This is a genomic window from Roseomonas sp. GC11, assembly GCF_024437745.1.
In the GTDB taxonomy this organism is placed as follows: Bacteria; Pseudomonadota; Alphaproteobacteria; order Acetobacterales; family Acetobacteraceae; genus Pseudoroseomonas.
Genome location: NZ_JANFNY010000042.1, coordinates 20560 through 42499 on the forward strand (window position 1 = coordinate 20560; position 21940 = coordinate 42499).

A 21940-nucleotide genomic window follows, 5' to 3' on the forward strand; every position below is an offset into this window, starting at 1 on the left:
AGTCGCGGATCTCCCGCGCAGCGATGGAGTCTTGAACCCTATGGCCTCTGGTCCCGACTATCGTTTCACGACGGGCGCGCCCGGTTGGGGCCGCGTGGCAACCGCCGACGCGGCCGCCATCGATGCCGGGCTGCGGACCTACATGCTCCGCGTCTATAACTGGATGGCGTCGGGGCTGCTGCTGACGGCGATCGTGGCGTTCCTGATCGCCAACACCGCGGCGGCGGACCTGTTCTACACGGTGGTGCGCACCCCGCGCGGCATCGCGACGCAGCCGACCATCCTGGGCTATGCGGCCATGTTCGCGCCGCTGGCTTTCGTCCTGGTCCTCTCCTTCGGCATCAACCGGATGAGCAAGACCTCGGTGCAGGCGCTGTTCTGGGTGTTCTGTGCCGCGATGGGCGCAAGCATGGCGAACATCTTCCGCGTCTATGTCGGCGCGTCGATCGCCAGCACCTTCTTCATCACGGCGGGCATGTTCGCGGCGGTCAGCCTCTATGGCTACACCACGAAGTCTGACCTGACGAAGATGGGCTCTTTCCTGATGATGGGCCTGATCGGCATCATGATTGCCGGCCTGGTCAACATCTTCATCGGTTCCTCGGCGCTGGCCTTCGCCATCAGCGTGCTGGGCGTGGTGATCTTCGTGGGCCTGACGGCCTATGACACCCAGCGCATCAAGGCGGACTACCTGGAATACGCCTATGCCGAGGGCACGGATGAGGCGGCGAAGCGCGGCGTCTTCGATGCGCTGTCGCTCTACCTGAACTTCATCAACCTGTTCCAGCTGCTGCTGCAGTTCGTTGGCGTCCGCCAGCAGGACTGAGCCGGCGGCTCCAGCGCCCGCAAAAAGGCCCCCGGGGAGCGATCCCCGGGGGCTTTTTCTATGGGGGGCTTTTTTCTGAAGGCGGGGTCCGGGGGGACCCTGTCCCCCCGGCCGGAGGGTCTGGGAGGGCGGAGCCCTCCCAGCTTTCTTTCAGTTTGGGTCTGGGAGGGCAGGAGCCCTCCCGCCCTTCACCCCTGCTTCAGATGTTCCAGCAGCTTGTTCATGGCCGCGTTCTTGTCCGTGCCGTCGATCGCCGCGACTTCGGCGGCGAGGCGGTCCATGGCCAGTTCATAGATCTGGCGCTCGGAGAAGGACTGGTCCGGCTGACCGGCGTTGCGGTGCAGGTCGCGCACCACCTCGGCGATCTGCACGGGGTCGCCGCTGTTGATCTTCTGCTCGTATTCCTGGGCGCGGCGGGACCACATGGTGCGCTTGATGCGCGCGCGGCCCTTCAGGGTTTCCAGTGCCTCGCCCATCATGCTGGTATTGGCCAGCTTGCGCAGGCCGGAGGAGGCCGCCTTGTTCAGCGGCACCCGCAGGGTCATGCGGTTTTCCTCGAAGGTGACGATGATCACCTTCAGTTCCGTGCCGGCCACCGACATGGCCTCGATGCCCTGGACCTGGCCGACGCCGTGGGTCGGGTAGACCACATGGTCGCCCGCCTTGAAATCGGTGCCGGGGTTGCCGAGGGGCTTGGGCGGCGGCGCGGGCCGGGCCGGGCCGGCGGCGACGCCTTCGGTGGGGGAGGGAGACTGGGTTTCTGCCATGCCAGGACGCCGTCCGGGAAAGCTGCGGGGGGAGGTTCGGGATTCGGCCGCGGCCGGCTCGGGTTGCTTGATGGGGGATTTCGCGCCGGCGGGTGGCTTCATCCGCTCTGAACTCCTGCGAACCGAGGGTGCGGGGGAGAGCGACCATTCCGGCCGGGACCGGGCCGGTCTGACGCATCACGCACCCGGGAAGCGAAAGGCAGCAGAAAACCGGCCGCTCTTTCACCGAGCGGCTTGCATAGCACAAAAAACGCCCTTCGTCACCCTGGGCCGAATCGCTGCGCTGCCCCGGGGGCGGCCGGGGGCAGGGCAGGCGGAGGGGGGGCGGGCCGAAGCCGGCGGGCGCTGGCGCGCCTCAGGGCGTGCCGGGGTTGGGGTCGAAGAGCGCCTTCTTGCCCGGCTTCCTGTTCCATTCCTCGGCATCGGCCGGGGCTTCGCCCTTGCGGGTGATGTTCGGCCATTGCTGGGAATAGGTGCGGTTCAGCTCGGCCCAGTCGGTCGACTTGTCGTCGCTGTCGGGGAAAATGGCCTCGGCCGGGCATTCCGGCTCGCACACGCCGCAGTCGATGCATTCATCCGGGTGGATGACCAGCATGTTCTCGCCGACATAGAAGCAATCCACCGGACAGACCTCGACGCAGTCCATGTACTTGCAGCGGATGCAGTTCTCGGTGACGACGTAAGCCACGGTCCGGTGTCCCTCTGTGCGCCGTGTGGGGGTATCTCGCGCGCGCGAGAAATGGCCCCTCCCGCTCCCCCAGGCAACCCTTCTTTCGGGCTGCCGCTCCAGCGTTTTTTTCAGGCTGCCGCTCCAGCGTGGGGCGGTGGGACGCGGCACTGGGCCGGAGTGCCGCCAGAGAGGGAAGCGCGGGCAGCGCTCCTGCGCCGGGGCTGCTCCGGTGGAGTGCCGTGTCCCGCCTCTCAGCGCTGGAGCGGCAGCCCGGAAGAAAGATCTTCGTAGAGGGTGCGGGCTTCGGGGGCGGGGCCGCGGCGTTCGGCCAGGGCGAGGACGCGCCAGATGCGGATCTGGCCGTCCTCCCGGCTGCCCAGGGCGAGGGTGAGGACGTCGCCCGGGCGGAGTTTGGCGTGGGGTTTTTCCACCGGCTGGCGGTTGAGGCGGAACTGGCCGCGCTCGATCATCCGGGCGCAGTCCGCGCGGGTCTTGGCGACGCGCGCGCACCACAGCCATTTGTCGAGTCGCTGCCAGTCCCGGTCCTCGGTCTCCGGCACGGCGGGCGGGCCTTAGTCCTTGCCGAGCTTCAGCCGCGCCAGCACGGCGAAGGGGCTGTCCGGGTCCGGGCCCTTCGACTTGCCGTTGCCGCCGTCGAAGGAGAAGGAGCGCGGCTCCTGCCGGTCGTCGCGCGAGGGGCGGCGGGGGGGGGGGGGGGGGCCCCGCCCCCCCCCCCCCCCCCCCCGCCGCGGATCACTCGGCCGCCTGGGCCCCCGGCTTGGGCAGCGCGCCCTGGCCGGTCAGCCGCTGGCCGTCGCGCTGGGCCGCCAGCGCGCGCAGGCGGTTCATCACCGAGCCCGTGCCCGCCGGGATCAGCCGCCCGACGATCACGTTCTCCTTCAGACCCGCCAGGAAGTCGACCTTGCCGGCCACCGCCGCCTCGGTCAGCACCCGCGTCGTCTCCTGGAAGGAGGCGGCGCTGATGAAGCTGGTGGTCTGCAGCGAGGCCTTGGTGATGCCCTGCAGCACCGGCTCGGCGCGCGCCGGGCGCTCCTTGCGGGCGAGCAGCTTCTCGTTCTCCATCTCGAACTCGATGCGCTCGACCGTCTCGCCCACCAGGAAGGTGGTGTCGCCCGGATCGAGGATTTCCACCTTCTGCAGCATCTGGCGAACGATCACTTCGATATGCTTATCGTTGATCTTCACGCCCTGCAGTCGATAGACGTCCTGGATCTCATTCACCAGGTAGTTCGCCAGCGCCTCGACGCCGAGGACCCGCAGAATGTCGTGCGGCACGCGCGGGCCGTCGACGAGCGGGTCGCCGGCCTTCACATAGTCGCCTTCCTGCACCGAGACGTGCTTGCCCTTCGGCACCAGGTATTCGCGCGGCACCGGCGGCTCGTCGCCCACCTGCTCCGGCACCACCAGGATGCGGCGCTTGGCCTTGTAGTCCTTGCCGAACTCCACGCGGCCGTCGATCTCGGAGATGATCGCGTGGTCCTTCGGCCGGCGGGCCTCGAACAGCTCCGCGACGCGCGGCAGACCGCCGGTGATGTCACGGGTCTTCGAGGATTCGCGCGGCAGGCGGGCCACGACGTCACCGGCCTGGACCGTGGCGCCATTGTCCACCGACAGGATCGAGTCGGGGGAGAGGAAGTAGCGGGCCTCAGCACCGTTCGCGAGGCGCACGATATTGCCGCGCTCATCCTTCAGGATGATGCGCGGGCGCAGATCGGCGCCCTTGGCGGCCTGCTTGTAGTCCACCACCACCTTGGAGGAGAGGCCCGTCACCTCGTCCTGCCGCTCGACCAGGGTCACGCCCTCGATCAGGTCGGCATATTCGACGGTACCGCTCTTCTCGGTGATGATCGGCAGGGTGAAGGGGTCCCACTCCGCCAGCTTCTGGCCGCGGGTGACGGCCAGGCCGTCCTCCTGCACCAGCAGCTTGGCGCCGTAGGGCACGCGGTAGCGGGCGCGCTCGCGGCCATTGCCGTCGTTCAGCACGATCTCGCAGTTGCGCGCCATGACGATCGCAGCACCCTGGCTGTTCGCCACGACGTTGCGGTTGAGCACCACCACCGTGCCGTCGCCGGTCGCCTCGACCGCCGACTGCTCGGCGCCACGCGTCGCCGCGCCGCCGATGTGGAAGGTGCGCATCGTCAGCTGCGTGCCCGGCTCGCCGATCGACTGGGCGGCGATGACGCCCACGGCCTCACCGATATTGACCGGCGTGCCGCGCGCCAGATCGCGGCCATAGCAGTGGCCGCAGACGCCCGAGCGCGCGTCGCAGGTCAGCACGGAGCGGATATAGACTTCCTCGACGCCGGCCTTCTCGATGCGCTCCGCCTCGGGCTCCTGGATCAGCGTGTTGCGCGCATAGAGCAGCTCGCCCGTGGTCGGGTCAAAGATGTCGCGCTGCACGGTGCGGCCCAGGATCCGCTCGGAGAGCGAGGAGACGACCTCACCGCCATCCATCACGGCGCGCACGGTGATGCCGCGCTCGGTGCCGCAATCGACCTCGACGATGATGCAGTCCTGCGCCACGTCCACCAGGCGGCGGGTCAGGTAACCGGAGTTCGCCGTCTTCAGCGCGGTGTCCGCGAGGCCCTTGCGGGCGCCGTGGGTCGAGTTGAAGTACTCCAGGACGGACAGGCCTTCCTTGAAGTTGGCGATGATCGGCTGCTCGATGATCTCGCCCGAGGGCTTGGCCATCAGGCCGCGCATGCCGGCGAGCTGGCGCATCTGCGCCGGCGAGCCACGGGCGCCGGAATGGGACATCATCCAGACGCTGTTGATGGGCTTGCCCACCTCCTGCTTGGAGATCTCCTTCATCATCGCGCCCGCAACCTCGTCGGTGCAGCGCGACCAGGCGTCGACGACCTTGTTGTAGCGCTCGCCCGCGGTGATGAGGCCGTCGAGATACTGCTGCTCGAACTCCTTCACCTCGGCCTTGGTGCGCGCGATCAGGCCTTCCTTCTCATCGGGGATGACCATGTCATCCTTGCCGAAGGAGATGCCGGCCTTGGCCGCCTGACGGAAGCCCAGCGCCATCAGGCGGTCGGCGAAGATCACCGACTCCTTCTGGCCGCAATGGCGGTACACCGCGTCCATGACGTCCGAGATGGACTTCTTGGTGAGCTGGCGGTTCACCAGGGCATAGGGCGTGCGCGGGTCGCGCGGCAGCAGGGCGCCCATCATCATGCGGCCGGCGGTGGTGAGCACCGTCTCCGTCCGCTTCGGGTTCTGCACCGTCGGGCCGGGCACGCGGGCCATCACCGCCGTGTGCAGCGTGATGGCGCCCGAGGCGAGCGCCTGCTCCACCTCGCCCAGATCGCCGAAGACATGCGGGCGGTGGTTGAGCGCGGCGATCTCCGCCGGGCTCAGATCCTTGCCGCCCTTCTGCTCGGCGGCGCGGATCAGCGCCCGGTTTTCTTCCAGCTCCTTCGCGGCGGCGCGGAATTCCGGCGTCTCCAGCGAGAGGTAGTAGAGGCCGAGGACGATGTCCTGGCTCGGCACGATGATCGGCTTGCCGTTGGCGGGGCTGAGGATGTTGTTGGTGGACATCATCAGCACGCGCGCTTCCAGCTGGGCCTCAAGGCTCAGCGGGACGTGCACGGCCATCTGGTCGCCGTCGAAGTCGGCGTTGAAGGCGGTGCAGACCAGCGGGTGCAGCTGGATCGCCTTGCCCTCGACCAGCACCGGCTCGAAGGCCTGGATGCCGAGGCGGTGCAGCGTCGGCGCCCGGTTCAGCATCACCGGGTGCTCGCGGATGACTTCTTCCAGAATGTCCCAAACCTCGGGACGCTCCTTTTCCACCATCCGCTTGGCGGCCTTGATGGTGGTGGCGTGGCCATACTTCTCAAGCTTCGAGTAGATGAAGGGCTTGAACAGCTCCAGCGCCATCTTCTTCGGCAGGCCGCACTGGTGCAGCTTCATCTCGGGACCGACGACGATCACCGAACGGCCCGAATAGTCGACGCGCTTGCCGAGCAGGTTCTGGCGGAAGCGGCCCTGCTTGCCCTTCAGCATGTCGGAGAGCGACTTCAGCGGGCGCTTATTGGCCCCCGTGATCGCCCGGCCGCGCCGGCCATTGTCGAACAGCGCGTCCACCGACTCCTGCAGCATGCGCTTCTCGTTGCGCACAATGATGTCCGGCGCGCGCAGCTCGATCAGCCGCTTCAGGCGGTTGTTGCGGTTGATGACGCGGCGGTAGAGGTCGTTCAGGTCGGAGGTCGCGAAGCGTCCGCCATCCAGCGGCACCAGCGGGCGCAGCTCGGGCGGGATGACCGGCACGACGTCGAGGATCATCCACTCCGGACGGGCGCCGCCCTCCCGGAAGGACTCGATCATCTTCAGGCGCTTGACGAGCTTCTTGCGCTTGGCCTCGGAGGTGGTGTCCTTGAGGTCGGCGCGCAGCCGCTCGCTCTCCTTCTCCAGCTCGATGGCGGCGAGCATCTGCTTCACCGCCTCGGCCCCGATGCCGACGGAGAAGGCGTCCTCGCCGAACTCGTCCTGCTTGGAGACGTACTGCTCCTCCGTCAGCAGCTGGTGCAGCTTCAGGTCGGTCAGACCCGGCTCCAGCACGACGTAGGATTCGAAGTAGAGAATCTTCTCCAGTTCCTTCAGCGACATGTCGACCATCAGGCCAACGCGCGAAGGCAGGCTCTTCATGAACCAGATATGCGCCACCGGCGAGGCGAGCTCGATATGGCCCATGCGCTCACGGCGCACCTTGGCCAGCGTCACCTCGACGCCGCACTTCTCGCAGATGATGCCGCGGAACTTCATCCGCTTGTACTTGCCGCACAGGCACTCATAGTCCTTGATCGGACCGAAGATGCGCGCGCAGAAAAGCCCGTCCCGCTCCGGCTTGAAGGTGCGGTAGTTGATCGTCTCGGGCTTCTTGATCTCACCATAGGACCAGGAGCGGATCTGCTCCGGGCTGGCGATGGTGATCTTGATCTGATCGAACGTCATCGCCTGGCCGGTCTGGCCCAGGATCTTCATCAGCTCGTTCATGCGGCCGTCCTCTCAAGGTGAGGCCGCCGCGCCGGGGCAACCCCGGCGCGGCTGAGCAAAAAATGGTTCGGGCGAGGCGAGACGGTCACGCCGCGCGGTTCTCCAGGTCCACATTCAGGCCCAGCGACTTCAGTTCCTTCACGAGCACGTTGAAGGACTCGGGGATGCCGGCCTCGAAGCTGTCCTGGTCGCGCACGATGGCCTCGTACACCTTGGTGCGGCCGGACACGTCGTCCGACTTCACCGTCAGCATTTCCTGCAGGGTGTAGGCGGCGCCATAGGCTTCCAGGGCCCAGACCTCCATCTCACCGAAGCGCTGGCCACCGAACTGCGCCTTGCCGCCCAGCGGCTGCTGGGTGACGAGCGAGTAAGGCCCGATCGAGCGCGCGTGGATCTTGTCGTCGACCAGGTGGTGCAGCTTCAGCATGTAGATGTAGCCGACGGTCACCTTGCGCTCGAAATACTCGCCGGTGCGGCCATCGATCAGGCGGCTCTGGCCGGAGGTGTCGAGCCCCGCCTTGTCCAGCATCCGCTCGATGTCCGACATGCGGGCACCGTCGAAGACCGGCGTCGCGATGGGCACGCCCTTGCGCAGATTCTCGCCCAGCTCGATCAGCTGGTCCTCGGACATGTCCTCGATGTCGCGGCCATAGATCTCATCGCCATAGACATCGCGGAGCTTCTCCAGCAGCGCCTCGCGCGCCGCGCCGGCCCGGCGGTAATCCTCGACCAGCTCGCCGATGGACTTGCCGATATTGGCGCAGGCCCAGCCCAGATGCGTCTCCAGGATCTGACCCACGTTCATGCGCGAGGGCACGCCCAGCGGGTTCAGCACGAGGTCGACCGAGGTGCCATCCTCCAGGAAGGGCATGTCCTCGACGGGCACGACGCGGGAGACGACACCCTTGTTGCCGTGGCGGCCGGCCATCTTGTCGCCCGGCTGCAGCTTGCGCTTCACCGCGATGAAGACCTTGACCATCTTCATCACGCCGGGCGGCAGCTCGTCGCCGCGCTGCAGCTTCTCGACCTTGGACTCGAAGCGCTTCTGCAGCTTCTCGACGGCGGCGTCGAATTCGCGCTTCAGCGCCTCGATCTCGACCATCACGGCGTCGTCCTGCACGCCGATCTGGCGCCAGGTGGCCTTGGCGAACTGGTCCAGCACCTCATCGGTGATCTGGGTGCCCGCCTTGACGCCCTTGAAGCCGCCCGAGGCCTTCTGGTTCAGCAGCTTCTCGCGCAGGCGCGAATGGAAGCTGCGCTCCTGGATGGCCTTCTCGTCGTCACGGTCCTTGGCGAGGCGCTCGATCTCGGCGCGGTCGATCGCCATGGCGCGCTCGTCCTTGTCGACGCCGCGGCGGTTAAACACGCGCACATCCACCACCGTGCCCGTCGTGCCCGGGGGCAGGCGGAGCGAGGTGTCGCGCACATCGGAGGCCTTCTCGCCGAAGATGGCGCGCAGCAGTTTTTCTTCCGGCGTCATCGGGCTTTCGCCCTTGGGGGTGACCTTCCCCACAAGGATATCGCCCGGGTTCACCTCGGCGCCGACATAGACAATGCCGGCCTCGTCGAGATTCCGCAGGGCTTCTTCACCCACATTCGGGATGTCGCGGGTGATCTCTTCCTGGCCCAGCTTGGTGTCGCGGGCCATCACCTCGAATTCCTCGATATGGATCGAGGTGAAGACGTCATCCTTGGCGATGCGCTCGCTGATGAGGATGGAGTCCTCGAAGTTGTAGCCATTCCACGGCATGAAGGCGACGAGCACGTTGCGGCCCAGCGCCAGCTCGCCCAGCTCGGTGGAGGGGCCGTCGGCGATGATGTCGCCCGCCGCCACCTGGTCACCCACCTTCACCAGCGGACGCTGGTTGATGCAGGTGCTCTGGTTGGAGCGCTGGAACTTGCGCAGGCGGTAGATGTCGACGCCGCGCGTCGTGCCATCCTCCTCGCTCGTCGCGCGCACCACGATGCGGGCGCCGTCGATGCTGTCCACCACGCCGCCGCGCCGCGCCACGATGGTCGCGCCGGAGTCGCGGGCCACCGCGGCCTCCATGCCCGTGCCCACCAGCGGCGCGTCGGAGCGGACCAGCGGCACCGCCTGACGCATCATGTTGGAGCCCATCAGCGCGCGGTTGGCGTCGTCGTTCTCCAGGAACGGGATGAGCGCCGCGGCGACGGAAACCAGCTGCTTCGGCGAGACGTCGATCGCCGTCACCTCCTCCGGCTTCACCAGGCGGAAGTCACCGCCCTGGCGCACGGAGACGAGGTCGGACTTGAACTCGCCCGTCTCGTTGTCGACCTCGGCATCCGCCTGGGCGACGACGAGCTTCTCCTCCTCCATGGCGGAGAGGTAGCGCGGCGCGCCGGTGATCTTGCCGTCCTTCACGAGGCGGTACGGCGTCTCGATGAAGCCGTACTTGTTCACCTTGGCGAAGGTGGCGAGGCTGTTGATCAGGCCGATATTCGGGCCTTCCGGCGTCTCGATCGGGCAGATGCGGCCGTAATGCGTCGGGTGCACGTCGCGCACCTCGAAGCCGGCGCGCTCGCGGGTCAGACCGCCCGGGCCAAGCGCCGAGAGGCGGCGCTTATGCGTCACTTCCGACAGCGGGTTGGTCTGGTCCATGAACTGCGACAGCTGCGAGGAGCCGAAGAACTCGCGCACCGCGGCGGCGGCCGGCTTCGCGTTGATCAGGTCATGCGGCATGACGGTGTCGATATCGACCGACCCCATGCGCTCCTTGATCGCGCGCTCCATGCGCAGCAGGCCGACGCGGTACTGGTTCTCCATCAGTTCGCCGACCGAGCGCACCCGGCGGTTGCCGAGATTGTCGATGTCGTCGATCTGGCCCTTGCCGTCCTTCAGCTCCAGCAGGGTGCGGACCGTCGCGATGATGTCCTGCTTGCGCAGCACGCGGATGTGGTCCGGCACATCCTCCAGGCTGAAGCCCAGGCGCATGTTCATCTTGACGCGGCCGACCGTGGAGAGGTCGTAGCGCTCGGCGTCGAAGAACAGGCCCTTGAACAGCGCCTCGGCGGTCTCGGGGGTCGGCGGCTCGCCCGGGCGCATCACCCGGTAGATGTCCATCAGCGCCTCGTCCCGGGCGCTGTTCTTGTCCACCGCCAGGGTGTTGCGCAGCCACGGGCCCACCGTCTGGTCGATCGCCAGCGTCGGCAGGGCGTCGATGCCGGCCTGCTCGATGGCGGAGAGCTTCGCCTCGGTCAGCTCATCGCCGGCCTCGGCCCAGATCTCGCCGGTGTTGTGGTCCACCAGATCCTCGGCCACGTAGCGGCCGAGCAGATCGGCGCGGCCGACCAGCACTTCCTTCGTGCCGCCCTCGGCGATCTTGCGGGCGGCGCGCGGGGTCATCTTGGTGTCCTTCTCGGCCACCACCTCGCCCGTCGCGGCGTCCACGAGGTTCTCCAGCAGCTTGATGCCGCGGAAGGCCTCGGGCTCGAAGGGCCGGCTCCACCCCTTCTGGCCGCGGCTGAACACCACCTGGCCATAGAAGGTGTTGAGGATTTCCTCGGCATCCATGCCGCGGACCTCGCCCGGCTCCAGCGCCGCATCGCCGCGCTCGGCGCGCAGCTTCTCGGTATGGGCCGACTCCAGGGCATAGAGCAGCGTCGTGGCGGGCAGCTTGCGCTTCCGGTCAACACGGACGTAGCAGATGTCCTTGGCGTCGAACTCGAAGTCCAGCCAGGAGCCGCGATAGGGGATGACGCGCGCGGCGAAGAGATACTTGCCCGAGGAGTGCGTCTTGCCCTTGTCGTGGTCGAAGAACACGCCCGGCGAGCGGTGCATCTGCGAGACGATGACGCGCTCGGTGCCGTTGATGATGAAGGTGCCGTTGTCCGTCATGAGCGGCATGTCGCCCATGTAGACATCCTGCTCCTTGATGTCGCGGACAGAGCGGGACCCGGTGTCCTCATCCACGTCCCAGACGATCAGGCGCAGGCGCACCTTCAGCGGCGCGGCGAAGGTCAGCCCGCGCTGGATGCACTCTTCCACGTCATACTTGGGCTCTTCGAGCTCGTACTGGACGAACTCCAGGCGGCCCCGGCCCGCGAAATCGTCGATCGGGAAGACCGACTTGAACACTTCCTGAAGCCCGGTATTCGTACGGGCATCCGGATCGACCCCCATCTGCAGGAAGGCCTCATAGGAGGCGCGCTGCACATCGATGAGGTTCGGCATCGGCGCCACCTCGGGCAGCCGCCCGAAAGACTTCCGGATGCGCTTCCGCCCGGTGAACGACTTCGTGATCGCGTTCATGCCCGTCCTGCTTCCCTTCGCTCCGGCCCAACCGCCCCGGCCGGCGGGTACCCGATCATCACGCGCGGCGACCAAGCCGCCCGCAACGCAGTCGCGGGCAGGGACCCGAGGGGGTCCCCGCCCGTTTCGCTGTGCGTCGTATCACGCTCAGCCACACCCGGCGGCCGGCGCTCCGGGGAGCGCCACGCCACCGGAGGGCCTCACTTGATCTCGACCTTGGCGCCGTTCTCCTCGAGGACCTTCTTGATCTTCGCGGCCTCGTCCTTGGAGACGCCTTCCTTCACGGTCTTCGGCGCGCCCTCGACCAGATCCTTGGCCTCCTTCAGGCCCAGGCCGGTGATGGTGCGGATTTCCTTGATCACGTTGATCTTCTTGTCGCCGCCGTTCGCCAGAATGACGGTGAACTCGGTCTGCTCCTCAGCAGCCGGAGCGGCAGCGGCAGCAGCCGGGGCGGCGGCAACAGCCACCGGAGCGGCGGCGGAGACGCCCCACTTCTCTTCCAGCAGCTTCGAGAGCTCGGCAGCCTCCAGAACGGTCAGGCTGGACAGCTCGTCAACCAGCTTCGCGAGATCGGCCATGGTTTTCTATCCTTCGATGTAATCGCTTGGCGTGATGAATGCAATCCCCGGTTGGCATAGGCTGGCCCACCGGGGGTCTTCCGCGATCGGTGGCAACGGCCCTCAGGCCGCTTCCGCCTCGTCCTTCTTGGCGTAAGCCGCCAGCACCCGAGCCACCTGACCACCGGGCGCCTGAAGCACGCCGGCGATACGCGTCGCGGGGGTCTGGATAAGACCCACCAGCTGCGCGCGCAGGGTTTCGAGCGAGGGCAGCGCAGCCAGGGCCTTCACGCCATCGGCGTTGAGGACCTGGGTGCCGAGCGCCCCGCCCAGGATCACGAACTTGTCGTTACCCTTGGCGAACTCCACGGCGGTCTTCGCCACGGCCACAGGGTCGGCCGACCACGCAAGCGCGGTCGGGCCCTTCAGCAGCGGCGAGATGCCCTGGAAGCGGGTGCCGTCGAGGGCGAGGGTGGCCAGCCGGTTCTTCGCGACCTTATACGTCGCGCCCGCCGCCCGCATCTGGCGACGCAGATTCGAAACATCCGCGACCGTCATGCCCTTGTTCTGGGCGACGAGCACGAAGTTCGTCTCGGCGAACACCGTCGCGAGGGAGGCCACGAACGCACGCTTCTCCGTACGATCCAACTCCCGTCTCCACACGGTGACCGGTGCCTTTTGGAAGGGCCCCGGCCGGTTCACACGGGGGCACGCCCGGATGGACGCACCCCGGTTCGCCTGTCTGAGTCTGCGGAAGACCAAGCATCACGCCGTCCCGCGCGCGGCGGAAACGGCCTGCATCTCTCGGCATCCCCATCTCACGCCTGCGGGGCAGCGCCCCCTTAAGGCCCCTGATCGGGCCACATGCGTTCTCTGACAGGTGTCAGGAGAAGGAGCGAACCCCTTCCCCTTGCCCGCGCCTGCCCTCCTGCGAGGGCGGCGCGTATCTCATCACCCCCGGCTCAGGCCGAGAGGGTGGCCACGTCCACCTTGAGCCCGGGGCCCATGGAGGAGGACACGGCGACCTTCTTCACATAGGTGCCCTTGGCGCCGGTCGGCTTGGCGCGCTGGATCGCCTCGATGAAGGCGCGCGCATTCTCGATCAGCTGCTCGGCGCTGAAGGAGGCCTTGCCGATGCCGGCATGCACGATGCCGGCCTTCTCGGCGCGGAACTCCACCTGGCCGGCCTTGGCGGCGGCGATGGCGCCCTTGACGTCCATGGTCACGGTGCCGAGCTTGGGGTTCGGCATCAGGCCACGCGGGCCGAGGATCTTACCCAGGCGGCCGACCAAGCCCATCATGTCCGGCGTCGCGATGCAGCGGTCGAACTCGATCTTGCCTTCCTGCACCAGGGCGGCGAGGTCATCCGCGCCCACCACGTCGGCGCCGGCGGCCTTGGCCTCCTCCGCCTTCGGGCCGCGGGCGAAGACGCCCACGCGCACGGTCTTGCCGGTGCCGTGCGGCAGGCCGACGAGGCCGCGCACCATCTGGTCGGCATGGCGCGGGTCGATGCCGAGGTTCATCGAGATCTCGACGGTCTCGTCGAACTTCGCCTTGGCGTTGGACTTCACCGTGCCGATGGCGTCCACCAGCGGGTAGAGCTTGTCACGGTCGACGCTGGCGTAGATCGCCTTCAGGCGCTTGCCCTGCTTGGCCATGGATCAGCCCTCCACCACGGACATGCCCATCGAGCGGGCGGAACCAGCGAGCATGCGAACCGCGGCCTCGATGTCCGTGCAGTTCATGTCCTTCATCTTCACCTTCGCGATCTCGCGGAGCTGAGACTTGGTCAGACGGCCGATCACGCCGCCCTTGCCCGGGGTCTGGCTGCCCTTCTCCAGCTTCGCCGCCTTCAGCAGGAAGTAGGTGTTCGGGGGCGTCTTCGTGATGAAGGAGAAGGTGCGGTCCGAATACGCGGTGATGACGACCGGCGTCGGGGTGCCGGGCTCCATCTGCTGCGTCGCCGCGTTGAATTCCTTCACGAACTGCATGATGTTCAGGCCGCGCTGACCCAGCGCGGGGCCGACCGGCGGCGACGGGTTCGCCTTGGCGGCCGGGATCTGCAGCTTGATGTAGCCGACGATCTTCTTAGCCATAATGACTTCCTCTGCTCTCAGAGGCGCGCGGTGCTGTCGGCCCTGGCCGGGCCTCCCGCGTCCCTGACGAAAACGCCGCACCCTTCCGGGCACGCAACAGCGCGCGGCAGGCGGGATGGCGGCGGAGGCGCGCCTATACAGGGCCGCCGCGCGAGAGTCCAGACGATCTTCATCCCCGGCACGCGCATGGCTGCCCACCGCGCGGAAACCGGGTGGAGGCCAGGCAGAAGAGGCGTTCTTTTTTGCAAAAAAGAACCAAAAAACCTTTTCCGTCAGGGGCGCACCCGACGCCCATGCGCCAAGGCCATGGCAGGGTGGCAGGAGTTTTCACTGGAGGCTAATAATTAGGGGGCTATCTATTTCCCCATGCCCGCCGCACCTCCTCCCCTTCCGCCGGATTCGCCGCCACCGGAACCGCCCACCCCGGATCTGGCAGAAACATTCCGCCGCTTCGGCGGGCTGTTCATCAGCGTCACCCGCGCCTGGCGGCGGGAGGCGGATCTGCGGCTGGCGCCGCTCGGCCTCAGCCACGCCACGGCCACCGCCCTGCTCCTGCTGCAAGGCCATGCCGGGGAAGGCTGCCGGCAGGCCACCCTGGCCGCCGCCCTCAGCATCGAGCAGCCCTCCCTGGTGCCCCTGCTGGACCAGCTCGGCGCCGCCGGCCTCGTCGAGCGCCGGCCCGACCCGGCCGACCGCCGCGCCCGCCACCTGCACCTGACGCCACGCGGCGCCCTGGTCGCCGCCGAGGCCACCGCGCTGCTCGACCAGCTCCGCGCCGAATTGCTGGCCACGGCCGCGCCGGAGGATGTCCACGCCGCGCTGCGCGTCCTCCTCGGCATCAGCGCGCGACTCGCCCGGCCGCAGGAGCGCACGCCGGCCGCCCACCCCCGCAGCCCCGCGCCGGAGCGCGCCTGACCATGCCGCGCTGGCCCTCCCTGGCGGACTGGCTCTTCTCCGCCCGCAGCTTCGCCGCCGCCGCGCTCGCCCTCTGGGTGGCCTTCTCGCTCGACCTCTCGCGGCCCTACTGGGCCATGGCCACCGTCTACATCGTCGCCCAGCCCACCGCCGGGGCGGTGCGGGCCAGGGCGGTGTGGCGCCTCGTCGGCACCCTCTGCGGCGGCATCTTCTCCATCCTCGCCCTGCCGGCGCTGGGCTCGGCCCCGCCGCTCTTCGTGCTGGCCATCGCCCTCTGGGTCGGGCTCTGCCTCGCCGCCTCGCTCTACGACCCGACGCCGCGCGCCTATGGCTTCATGCTCTCCGGCTACACGGCGGCGCTGATCTGCTTCCCCATCGTCGATCAGCCGGGGACGGTGTTCGATACCGCCATCTCGCGCATGATCGAGATCGGGCTGGGCATCCTCTGCGCCTGGCTGATGCACACCGTGCTCTTCCCGCAGCATGGCGCGCCGCGCCTGCTGGCCGCCAGCCGCGTCTGGCTGGCCGACCTCGCCCGCTTCGGCGCGGACAGCCTGGGCGGCGCGCATGACCCGGCCCGCTTCGCCGCCGAGCGCCGCCGCGTGGCGCGCGATGGCGCCACCCTCGCCACCCTGTTCCAGCAGGCGCGCTACGAGGCGCGCGGCCGCGGCGCCGCCCTGCTCTGGGCCGGGCGGCTGCACGAGCATGCCCGCGCCCTGCCCACCCTGCTCACCGCCATCGGCGAGCGCCGCCGCGCCCTCGCCACGCGCGACCCCGCCGCCGCCGCCGCCCTGGCGCCGCTGCTGGCCGACCTCGCCGCCTGGCTGGCCGAGAGCGCCGGCAACCCGCCCGACGCCGCCCGGCTGATGGGCGCCCGCCGCCTGGAAGCCCGGCTGGAGGAGGCCGCCCGCACCGCCCCCCAGGTACCGGACCCTTGGGCCGCCCTGCTGCGGGAGGGGCTGGTGGAGCGCCTGCGCGAACTCCTCGACCACTGGCGCGAAAGCGTGGTGCTGACCGCCCGCCTCCAGGCCGGCGAGGCCGGCACCCCCGCCCCGGATCTCGATGACCGCCCGCCCGGCCATGTGGACCCGCTGCTGGTCGCCCTCTCCGGCGGCAGCGCGGCGCTGGCCATCCTGATCGGTGGCGCCTTCTGGATCGGCACCGGCTGGTCGCACGGCGCCAGCCTGGCGATGATGGGCGGCGTCGCCCTCTGCATCTTCGCCCAGCTGGACGACCCCGCCCCGGCCCTGCGCAAGTTCATCCAGGGCGCCATCATCGCCGTGCTGGTCGCCGGGCTCTACCAGTTCGCCATCCTGCCGCGGATCGATGGCTTCCTGCCGCTGCTGCTGGTGCTCGCCGCCTTCTACCTGCCCACCGCCGCCCTCATCCCGCAGCCGGCGGTGATGGCCCCGGCCCTGGCCTGCACCGTCACCATCCCCGCCGTGATCAACCTGCAGGAGACCTACAGCGCCGATTTCGCCGGCTATGCCGATGGCGGCTTCGCCACCATTGGCGGGCTGCTGCTGGCGCTGCTGACGGCGCGGCTGCTGCGCGCCTTCGGCGTCGGCTGGCGCGTGGCGCGGCTGGCGCGGGCGGACCGGCTGGACCTCGCCCGCCTCGCCGAGGGCCAGGCCCCGGCCGAGCTGCGCCGCCTGCTCAATGTCATGCTCGACCGCTTCGAGGCCCTGGCGGCGCGGTTGCAGGCGGTGGATGCGCGCACCGTGCCGGTGTCCGAACTCGCCGACCTGCGCGCGGCGCTGAACGTGCTGCGGCTGCGGCGGGAGATGCCCGCCCTGCCCGAGGCCACGCGCGCCACGCTGGAGGCCGCGCTGCGCGCCGTCGCCGCCGAGGCGCGCGGGCAGATCCCGCCCGAGGCGCTGCGCGCGCGGCTGGATGCCGCCCTGGCCGCCTGCCTCGCCCTGCCGGAGCGCGCCGCGCGCCTCGCCGCCCTGTCGCTCAGCGGGTTGCGGCTGGCGCTGCTGCCCGAGGCGCCCTCGCCCTTCCCGCCCCCTTCCCCCACGCCCGCCGAAAGCCTGCCCGCATGATCGCCGAGATCGACCTCTACGGCATCTACCTGCCGGCGCTGCTGGTCTGGGCGGTGCTGGCCCTGCCGGTGGTGGCGCTGCTGCGCCGGCTGCTCCAGGCCGCCGGCGCCTACCGCCTGGTCTGGCACGCACCGCTTTTCGACTTCGCGCTGTTCCTCCTGGTCCTGGGCGGGGTCGCCGCCCTTGGTGAAAGCCTGCCCCGATGAAGCCCCTCTTCGCCACCCTCACCCGCATCCTGGTCACGCTGCTGCTGGTCGCCGCCGCGGCGCTCACGGGCTGGCAGCTCTGGCGCTACTACATGGAGGCGCCGTGGACGCGGGATGGCCGTGTCCGCGCCGATATCATCGGCGTCGCGCCGGATGTCTCAGGCTTCGTCGCCGAGGTGCTGGTGAAGGACAACACCCGGGTGCAAGCCGGCCAGCCGCTCTTCCGGCTGGACCGCACGCGCTTCACCCTGGCGCTGCAACAGGCGGAAGCCGTGGTGGAAAGCCGCGCCGCCTCGCTGGATCGCGCCCGGCGCGACGAGCGGCGCTATGACCGGCTGGACACCGGCATCGTCTCCCAGCAGCGGCAGGACCAGGCGCATTCCGATGCCGCCACGGCCCAGGCCGCCCTGCACGAGGCGGAGGCAGCGCGCGATGTCGCCCGGCTGAACCTGGAGCGCACCGAGATCCGCGCCCCGGCGGAAGGCACCATCACCAACCTGACGCTGCGCCCCGGCGCCTATGTCGCGGCCGGCAGCGCGGTGATGGCGCTGGTCGATGCCGCCAGCCTGCATGTCCAGGGCTATTTCGAGGAAACCAAGCTGGCCCGCATCCACCCCGGGGACCGCGTGCGGATCACCGTGATGGGGCAGGACACGCCGCTGAGTGGGCATGTGGAGAGCATCGCCGGGGGCATCGAGGACCGCGACCGCACCTCGGGCCTGATCGCCAATGTGAACCCGACCTTCTCCTGGGTGCGGCTGGCGCAGCGCGTGCCGGTGCGCGTGGCGCTGGACCCGCTGCCGCAGGGGGTGCGGCTGATTCCGGGGCTGACGGCCACGGTGAGCGTGGTGGCACCTTAAGCGGGGCTCCGCCCCGCACCCCGCCGGGGGGACAGGGTCCCCCCGGACCCCGCCATCAGATCGCGGGGTCCGGGGTGGCCGTGCCACCCCGGCGGAGGGGTTTGGGGAGGCGGAGCCTCCCCAAAGAACATTACCGGGGATCCGGGGTAGAGGCGCCACCCCGCAGCGCCCGGCTGGCCGCCCAATAGGCCGCCACCCCCACGAGGATCGCCAGCACGATTCCCCCCGCCACGGTTTCCTCCGCCGCCGGCAGCGCGGCGAGCAGCCAGGCGGGGCCATGCTCGGGCAGGAATTCGAAGCGGGGCGGCAGCAGCACCCGGCCGAGGGCGAATTCGGCGGGCAGCAGCACGGCATGGGTCAGGGGATTGCCGAGGGCGACGCAGCTGGCGGCGGCGACGGGCAGGCTGCCGCGCAGCAGCAGGGCGAAGCCGCCGGCGAAGATCAGATGCAGCCCGAAGGCGGGCAGCATGGCGGCGGCAGCGCCAGCGCCGATGCCGCGGGCCACATGACCCGCGCCGCCCGGAGAAGCCAGCAGCCTCCGCCAATGGTCCCGCGCCTTTTGCAGCATGGCGCGGGCTCCGGGTTCAGACCTTCTCGACCTGGGCGTATTCCAGTTCGACCGGCGTGGCGCGGCCGAAGATGGAGACGGAGACCTTCACGCGGCCGCGCTCCTCGTCCACTTCCTCGATCGTGCCGTTGAAGCTGGTGAAGGGGCCATCGGCCACGCGCACCTGCTCGCCCACCTCGAAGACGACGGCGGGGCGCTTGGGCTTGTCCACGCCTTCCTGCACCTGCTGCACGATGCGCAGGGCCTCGGCCTCGGAGATCGGGCTGGGCTTGTTGCGGGCGCCGAGGAAGCCGGTGACCTTGGGCGTGTCCTTCACCAGGTGCCACGCCTCGTCCGACATCTTCATCTTCACCAGCACATAGCCGGGGAAGAACTTGCGCTCGGAGCTGATCTTCTGGCCACGGCGGACTTCCGTCACCTCCTCGGAGGGGACGAGGATGTCACCGAACTGGTCGGCGAGGCCCTTCTGGGCCGCCTGCTCCTTGAGCTGCTGCGCGATCTTCTTCTCGAAGCCCGAATAGACGTGAACGACGTACCACTTCATGTCGGCCATGGATCTCGCTCCGCCTTCAGGCACCGAAGCCAAAGAGCAGGCTCACCAGGAACTGGATGAGCTTGTCGGACAGCAGGAAAAACACCGCGGCCACGGCGGACAGCGCCAGGACGAGGCCGGTGGTGATCAGCGTTTCCTTGCGCGACGGCCAGGTGACTCGGGCCACCTCCTGCCGCACATCGCGGATGAACAGCGCGGGATCGAGCTTCGCCAAAATCGCTACCCTAACTGGTTGCCGGACTGGTGGCTGACCGGAATGGTCCGTGGGGAAACGCTTCGCGGGCGGCATCCGGACCGGAGCCACCCCGCAAGACCCGGCCGCGCACGGCGAAGGCCAGGGCAAGATCCCTGGGCGGCTGGCAGGGGCGGAGGGTCTCGAACCCCCAACCTCCGGTTTTGGAGACCGGCGCTCTAGCCAATTGAGCTACGCCCCTGCGCTGCGCCATCGCTGCGCGAGGAGGCGTCTATAGTTGACTTGGCCGGCGATGTCCAGAGAGCCCGGCCCGGCCTTTTGCCCGCCTTTCCCGCCCTTTTTCCCCAGGCTTTCCAGGAAACTGCGCGGGATGGCGCGCTCAGCGCTCCGGCCGCTCCATCGCGTGCTGGCAAAGGGCGCGCAGCACCTGCCGCTGGAAGGCCCGCCCGGAGCGCGTGTCGATCTGGAAGCGCTCCGTGGCGGTGAAGACCATCTGCCGGACGAGCAGCGTATCCTGCCCGGCCACGGCCTGGCACACCGCCTCCGCCGCGCCGGCGGGGTCGTCCAGTTCCACCCCGGCGCGGCCGTAATCGGCGCGGCCCAGCGTCACCACGGGCCGGAGATAGACCAGCGCCTCGAAGCCCACGCCGGAATTCAGCGTCACCACGCAGCGGCAGCGCGGCAGCAGCACATGGACCGAGGCCTCGCTGACCTCGATTCGCGGGTGCCCGGCATAGCCCGCCAGCAGCCGCTCCACCGCGCGGTCCTGGCAATGCGGGTGGCGCTTCACCACCACCGGCAGGCCGGCGGCGGCCAGCGCCTCGATGGCGGTGCGCATGCCGGTGACGTAATCCGCCTCGAAGCGCTTGAAGCCGATGACCGAGTCATTGGGCAGTTGCAGCGGCACGAAGACGAAATCCTCCGCGCGCGGCGGCGGCGCCTGCGGGTTCTGCGCGTGCTTGGAGAGGCCGGCCGCCGCGTAGTCGCGCAGCAGGGCGGCGTGGTGCGCCCCGGCCAGCGGCGCCGGCACGCGGGTGATGTCCTTCAACGGCAGGCGGCAGAGTTCGGAGGAGCCGGAAAAACCATCCCGCTCGAAATGCAGCCGGTGCGGCAGATAGGCCGCCTTGTAGTGCCAGGTGCGCGGCCTGCGGCCCAGCGTGTGCCAGCTGATGTGGATGGTGTCCTCGCCGCCGCCCGGCTCCTCCTGCGGCGGGTGCAGCAGCAGCGGCGCCTGGGCCTGCTCCAGCACGCGCATCAGGCCATCGCGCATCGCCGCGAATTCCGGCGCGTGCGGCCGCCAGGCGAGGCTCCAGCGCGGCCGCAGCACCAGTTGCAGGAAGCGCAGATAGGGCAGCGGCTCCTCGCAGAGCCAGCCATCGACCAGCAGCTTCTTCACCAGCCGGCGGAAGGCGCCGCTGTAATAGGCCTCGGTGAAGGCGGCGAGGCTGGGGAAGTCCATCGCCTTGGGGTCTTCAAGCGGCATCGTTCCTGCTCATCGCCCGTGCCGGCGGATGAAGGCGCAGCCGCCGCCGGGATGCAAGGGCGCCCCGAAGGAGCGGCAGCCCAGGGGAGAGGGAGAGGGAGAGGGAGAGGGAGAGGGAGAGGGAGAGGGAGAGGCGGAAGGCATGAAAAAAGCCCGCCCGCCAGCCCCGGATGGGGCGGCGAGGCGGGCTTCTTCCCGCGTCGCGGCACTCCCCGGGGGAAGTGCCGCGCGCGGCCTGGATCAGGCGATGATCTGGGCGACGACGCCGGCGCCGACCGTGCGGCCACCCTCGCGGATGGCGAAGCGCAGGCCCTGGTCCATGGCGATCGGCGCGATCAGCTCGACGTCCATGGCGACGTTGTCGCCCGGCATCACCATCTCCACGCCTTCCGGCAGTTGCACCACGCCCGTCACGTCGGTCGTGCGGAAGTAGAACTGCGGGCGATAGTTGGTGAAGAACGGCGTGTGGCGGCCGCCCTCTTCCTTCGTCAGGATATACGCCTCAGCCTTGAACTTCGTGTGCGGCGTGATCGAGCCGGGCTTGGCCAGAACCTGGCCGCGCTCCACATCCTCGCGCTTCGTGCCGCGCAGCAGCGCGCCGATGTTGTCGCCCGCCTCGCCGCTGTCCAGCAGCTTGCGGAACATCTCGACGCCGGTCACCGTCGTCTTCACCGTCGCCTTCAGGCCGACGATCTCGACTTCCTCACCGACCTTCACGATGCCACGCTCGACGCGGCCGGTCACCACCGTGCCACGGCCCGAGATCGAGAACACGTCCTCGATCGGCATCAGGAACGGCAGATCCTTCGGACGCTCCGGCTGCGGGATGTAGCGATCCACCTCGGCCATCAGCTGCAGGATCGCCTGCTCGCCCAGCTCCGGCTGCTTGTCTTCCAGCGCGCACAGCGCCGA

At 69.0% G+C, this 21940-nt stretch carries 19 protein-coding genes and 1 tRNA gene; 5 read left to right on the forward strand and 15 right to left on the reverse strand.

From position 1 onward, the window contains the following. The first annotated feature begins 40 nt into the window (after positions 1 to 40). Entirely contained in the window at positions 41 to 826 is a 786-nt protein-coding gene (locus tag NON00_RS14170; RefSeq protein ID WP_256022229.1) for a Bax inhibitor-1/YccA family protein, read from the forward strand. Positions 827 to 1014: 188 nt separating this feature from the next. On the opposite strand, the gene NON00_RS14175 is transcribed toward NON00_RS14170, so the two are convergent. The 9 genes from NON00_RS14175 to rplK form a co-directional block, all read right to left on the reverse strand. After that, positions 1015 to 1593: a CarD family transcriptional regulator gene (locus NON00_RS14175; protein ID WP_256022232.1), complete on the reverse strand. Its 579-nt coding sequence runs from the start codon at positions 1591 to 1593 to the stop codon at positions 1015 to 1017. Between the two features lie 355 nt (positions 1594 to 1948). Continuing rightward, positions 1949 to 2281, reverse strand: a complete 333-nt coding sequence (fdxA, locus tag NON00_RS14180; protein WP_256022236.1) for a ferredoxin FdxA — start codon at positions 2279 to 2281, stop codon at positions 1949 to 1951. 233 nt (positions 2282 to 2514) lie between these two features. Then, positions 2515 to 2823: an RNA-binding S4 domain-containing protein gene (locus tag NON00_RS14185; RefSeq protein ID WP_256022239.1), complete on the reverse strand. Its 309-nt coding sequence runs from the start codon at positions 2821 to 2823 to the stop codon at positions 2515 to 2517. Between the two features lie 193 nt (positions 2824 to 3016). Continuing rightward, positions 3017 to 7282, reverse strand: a complete 4266-nt coding sequence (gene rpoC, locus NON00_RS14190) for a DNA-directed RNA polymerase subunit beta' (protein ID WP_256022242.1) — start codon at positions 7280 to 7282, stop codon at positions 3017 to 3019. 85 nt (positions 7283 to 7367) lie between these two features. Continuing rightward, positions 7368 to 11552: a DNA-directed RNA polymerase subunit beta gene (gene rpoB, locus NON00_RS14195; protein WP_256022245.1), complete on the reverse strand. Its 4185-nt coding sequence runs from the start codon at positions 11550 to 11552 to the stop codon at positions 7368 to 7370. Between the two features lie 200 nt (positions 11553 to 11752). Beyond that, positions 11753 to 12130, reverse strand: coding sequence for a 50S ribosomal protein L7/L12 (gene rplL / locus NON00_RS14200; RefSeq protein ID WP_256022248.1), 378 nt, complete (start codon positions 12128 to 12130; stop codon positions 11753 to 11755). Between the two features lie 102 nt (positions 12131 to 12232). Next, positions 12233 to 12757 carry a 50S ribosomal protein L10 gene (gene rplJ / locus NON00_RS14205; RefSeq protein WP_256022250.1) on the reverse strand — a complete coding sequence of 175 codons (525 nt, stop codon included), beginning with the start codon at positions 12755 to 12757 and terminating at the stop codon, positions 12233 to 12235. Positions 12758 to 13071: 314 nt separating this feature from the next. Further along, positions 13072 to 13767 carry a 50S ribosomal protein L1 gene (gene rplA, locus NON00_RS14210; RefSeq protein WP_256022252.1) on the reverse strand — a complete coding sequence of 232 codons (696 nt, stop codon included), beginning with the start codon at positions 13765 to 13767 and terminating at the stop codon, positions 13072 to 13074. Between the two features lie 3 nt (positions 13768 to 13770). Next, on the reverse strand, positions 13771 to 14205 hold the full coding sequence (rplK, locus tag NON00_RS14215; RefSeq protein ID WP_256022254.1) for a 50S ribosomal protein L11: 435 nt from the start codon (positions 14203 to 14205) through the stop codon (positions 13771 to 13773). A 366-nt stretch (positions 14206 to 14571) separates the two neighbouring features. Between rplK and NON00_RS14220 the strand changes: the two genes are divergently transcribed. Genes NON00_RS14220 through NON00_RS14235 form a run of 4 tightly spaced genes read left to right on the forward strand, consistent with a single transcriptional unit; the run spans position 14572 to position 18231 of the window. Further along, entirely contained in the window at positions 14572 to 15120 is a 549-nt protein-coding gene (locus NON00_RS14220) for a MarR family winged helix-turn-helix transcriptional regulator (RefSeq protein ID WP_256022256.1), read from the forward strand. A 2-nt stretch (positions 15121 to 15122) separates the two neighbouring features. After that, the gene (locus NON00_RS14225; protein ID WP_256022259.1) at positions 15123 to 17165 is read left to right on the forward strand and encodes an FUSC family protein; all 2043 of its coding nucleotides are present in this window, start codon (positions 15123 to 15125) and stop codon (positions 17163 to 17165) included. After that, complete coding sequence (locus NON00_RS14230; RefSeq protein WP_256022262.1) at positions 17162 to 17371, forward strand: DUF1656 domain-containing protein; 210 nt, start codon at positions 17162 to 17164, stop codon at positions 17369 to 17371. Before NON00_RS14225 ends, NON00_RS14230 begins: the two co-directional genes overlap by 4 nt. Beyond that, positions 17368 to 18231 (forward strand): HlyD family secretion protein, encoded by an 864-nt coding sequence (locus NON00_RS14235; RefSeq protein ID WP_256022264.1) that lies wholly within the window; start codon positions 17368 to 17370, stop codon positions 18229 to 18231. The genes NON00_RS14230 and NON00_RS14235 overlap by 4 nt, the downstream gene beginning before the upstream one ends. A 130-nt stretch (positions 18232 to 18361) precedes the next feature. Here the strand turns inward: NON00_RS14235 and NON00_RS14240 are convergent, their stop codons facing one another. The 6 genes from NON00_RS14240 to NON00_RS14265 form a co-directional block, all read right to left on the reverse strand. Beyond that, positions 18362 to 18799 (reverse strand): DUF2062 domain-containing protein, encoded by a 438-nt coding sequence (locus NON00_RS14240; RefSeq protein WP_256022267.1) that lies wholly within the window; start codon positions 18797 to 18799, stop codon positions 18362 to 18364. 16 nt (positions 18800 to 18815) lie between these two features. Continuing rightward, positions 18816 to 19352, reverse strand: coding sequence for a transcription termination/antitermination protein NusG (nusG, locus tag NON00_RS14245; protein ID WP_256022270.1), 537 nt, complete (start codon positions 19350 to 19352; stop codon positions 18816 to 18818). Between the two features lie 16 nt (positions 19353 to 19368). Further along, a complete protein-coding gene (secE, locus tag NON00_RS14250; protein WP_256022273.1) occupies positions 19369 to 19566 on the reverse strand; it encodes a preprotein translocase subunit SecE in 198 nt (65 codons plus the stop codon). A 143-nt stretch (positions 19567 to 19709) separates the two neighbouring features. Further along, a tRNA-Trp gene (locus NON00_RS14255) sits at positions 19710 to 19786 on the reverse strand. 138 nt (positions 19787 to 19924) lie between these two features. Continuing rightward, entirely contained in the window at positions 19925 to 21028 is a 1104-nt protein-coding gene (locus tag NON00_RS14260) for a hypothetical protein (protein WP_256022276.1), read from the reverse strand. A gap of 240 nt (positions 21029 to 21268) precedes the next feature. Then, the coding region (locus NON00_RS14265; RefSeq protein WP_256022278.1) for an EF-Tu/IF-2/RF-3 family GTPase at positions 21269 to 21940 on the reverse strand (672 nt) is incomplete at its 5' end.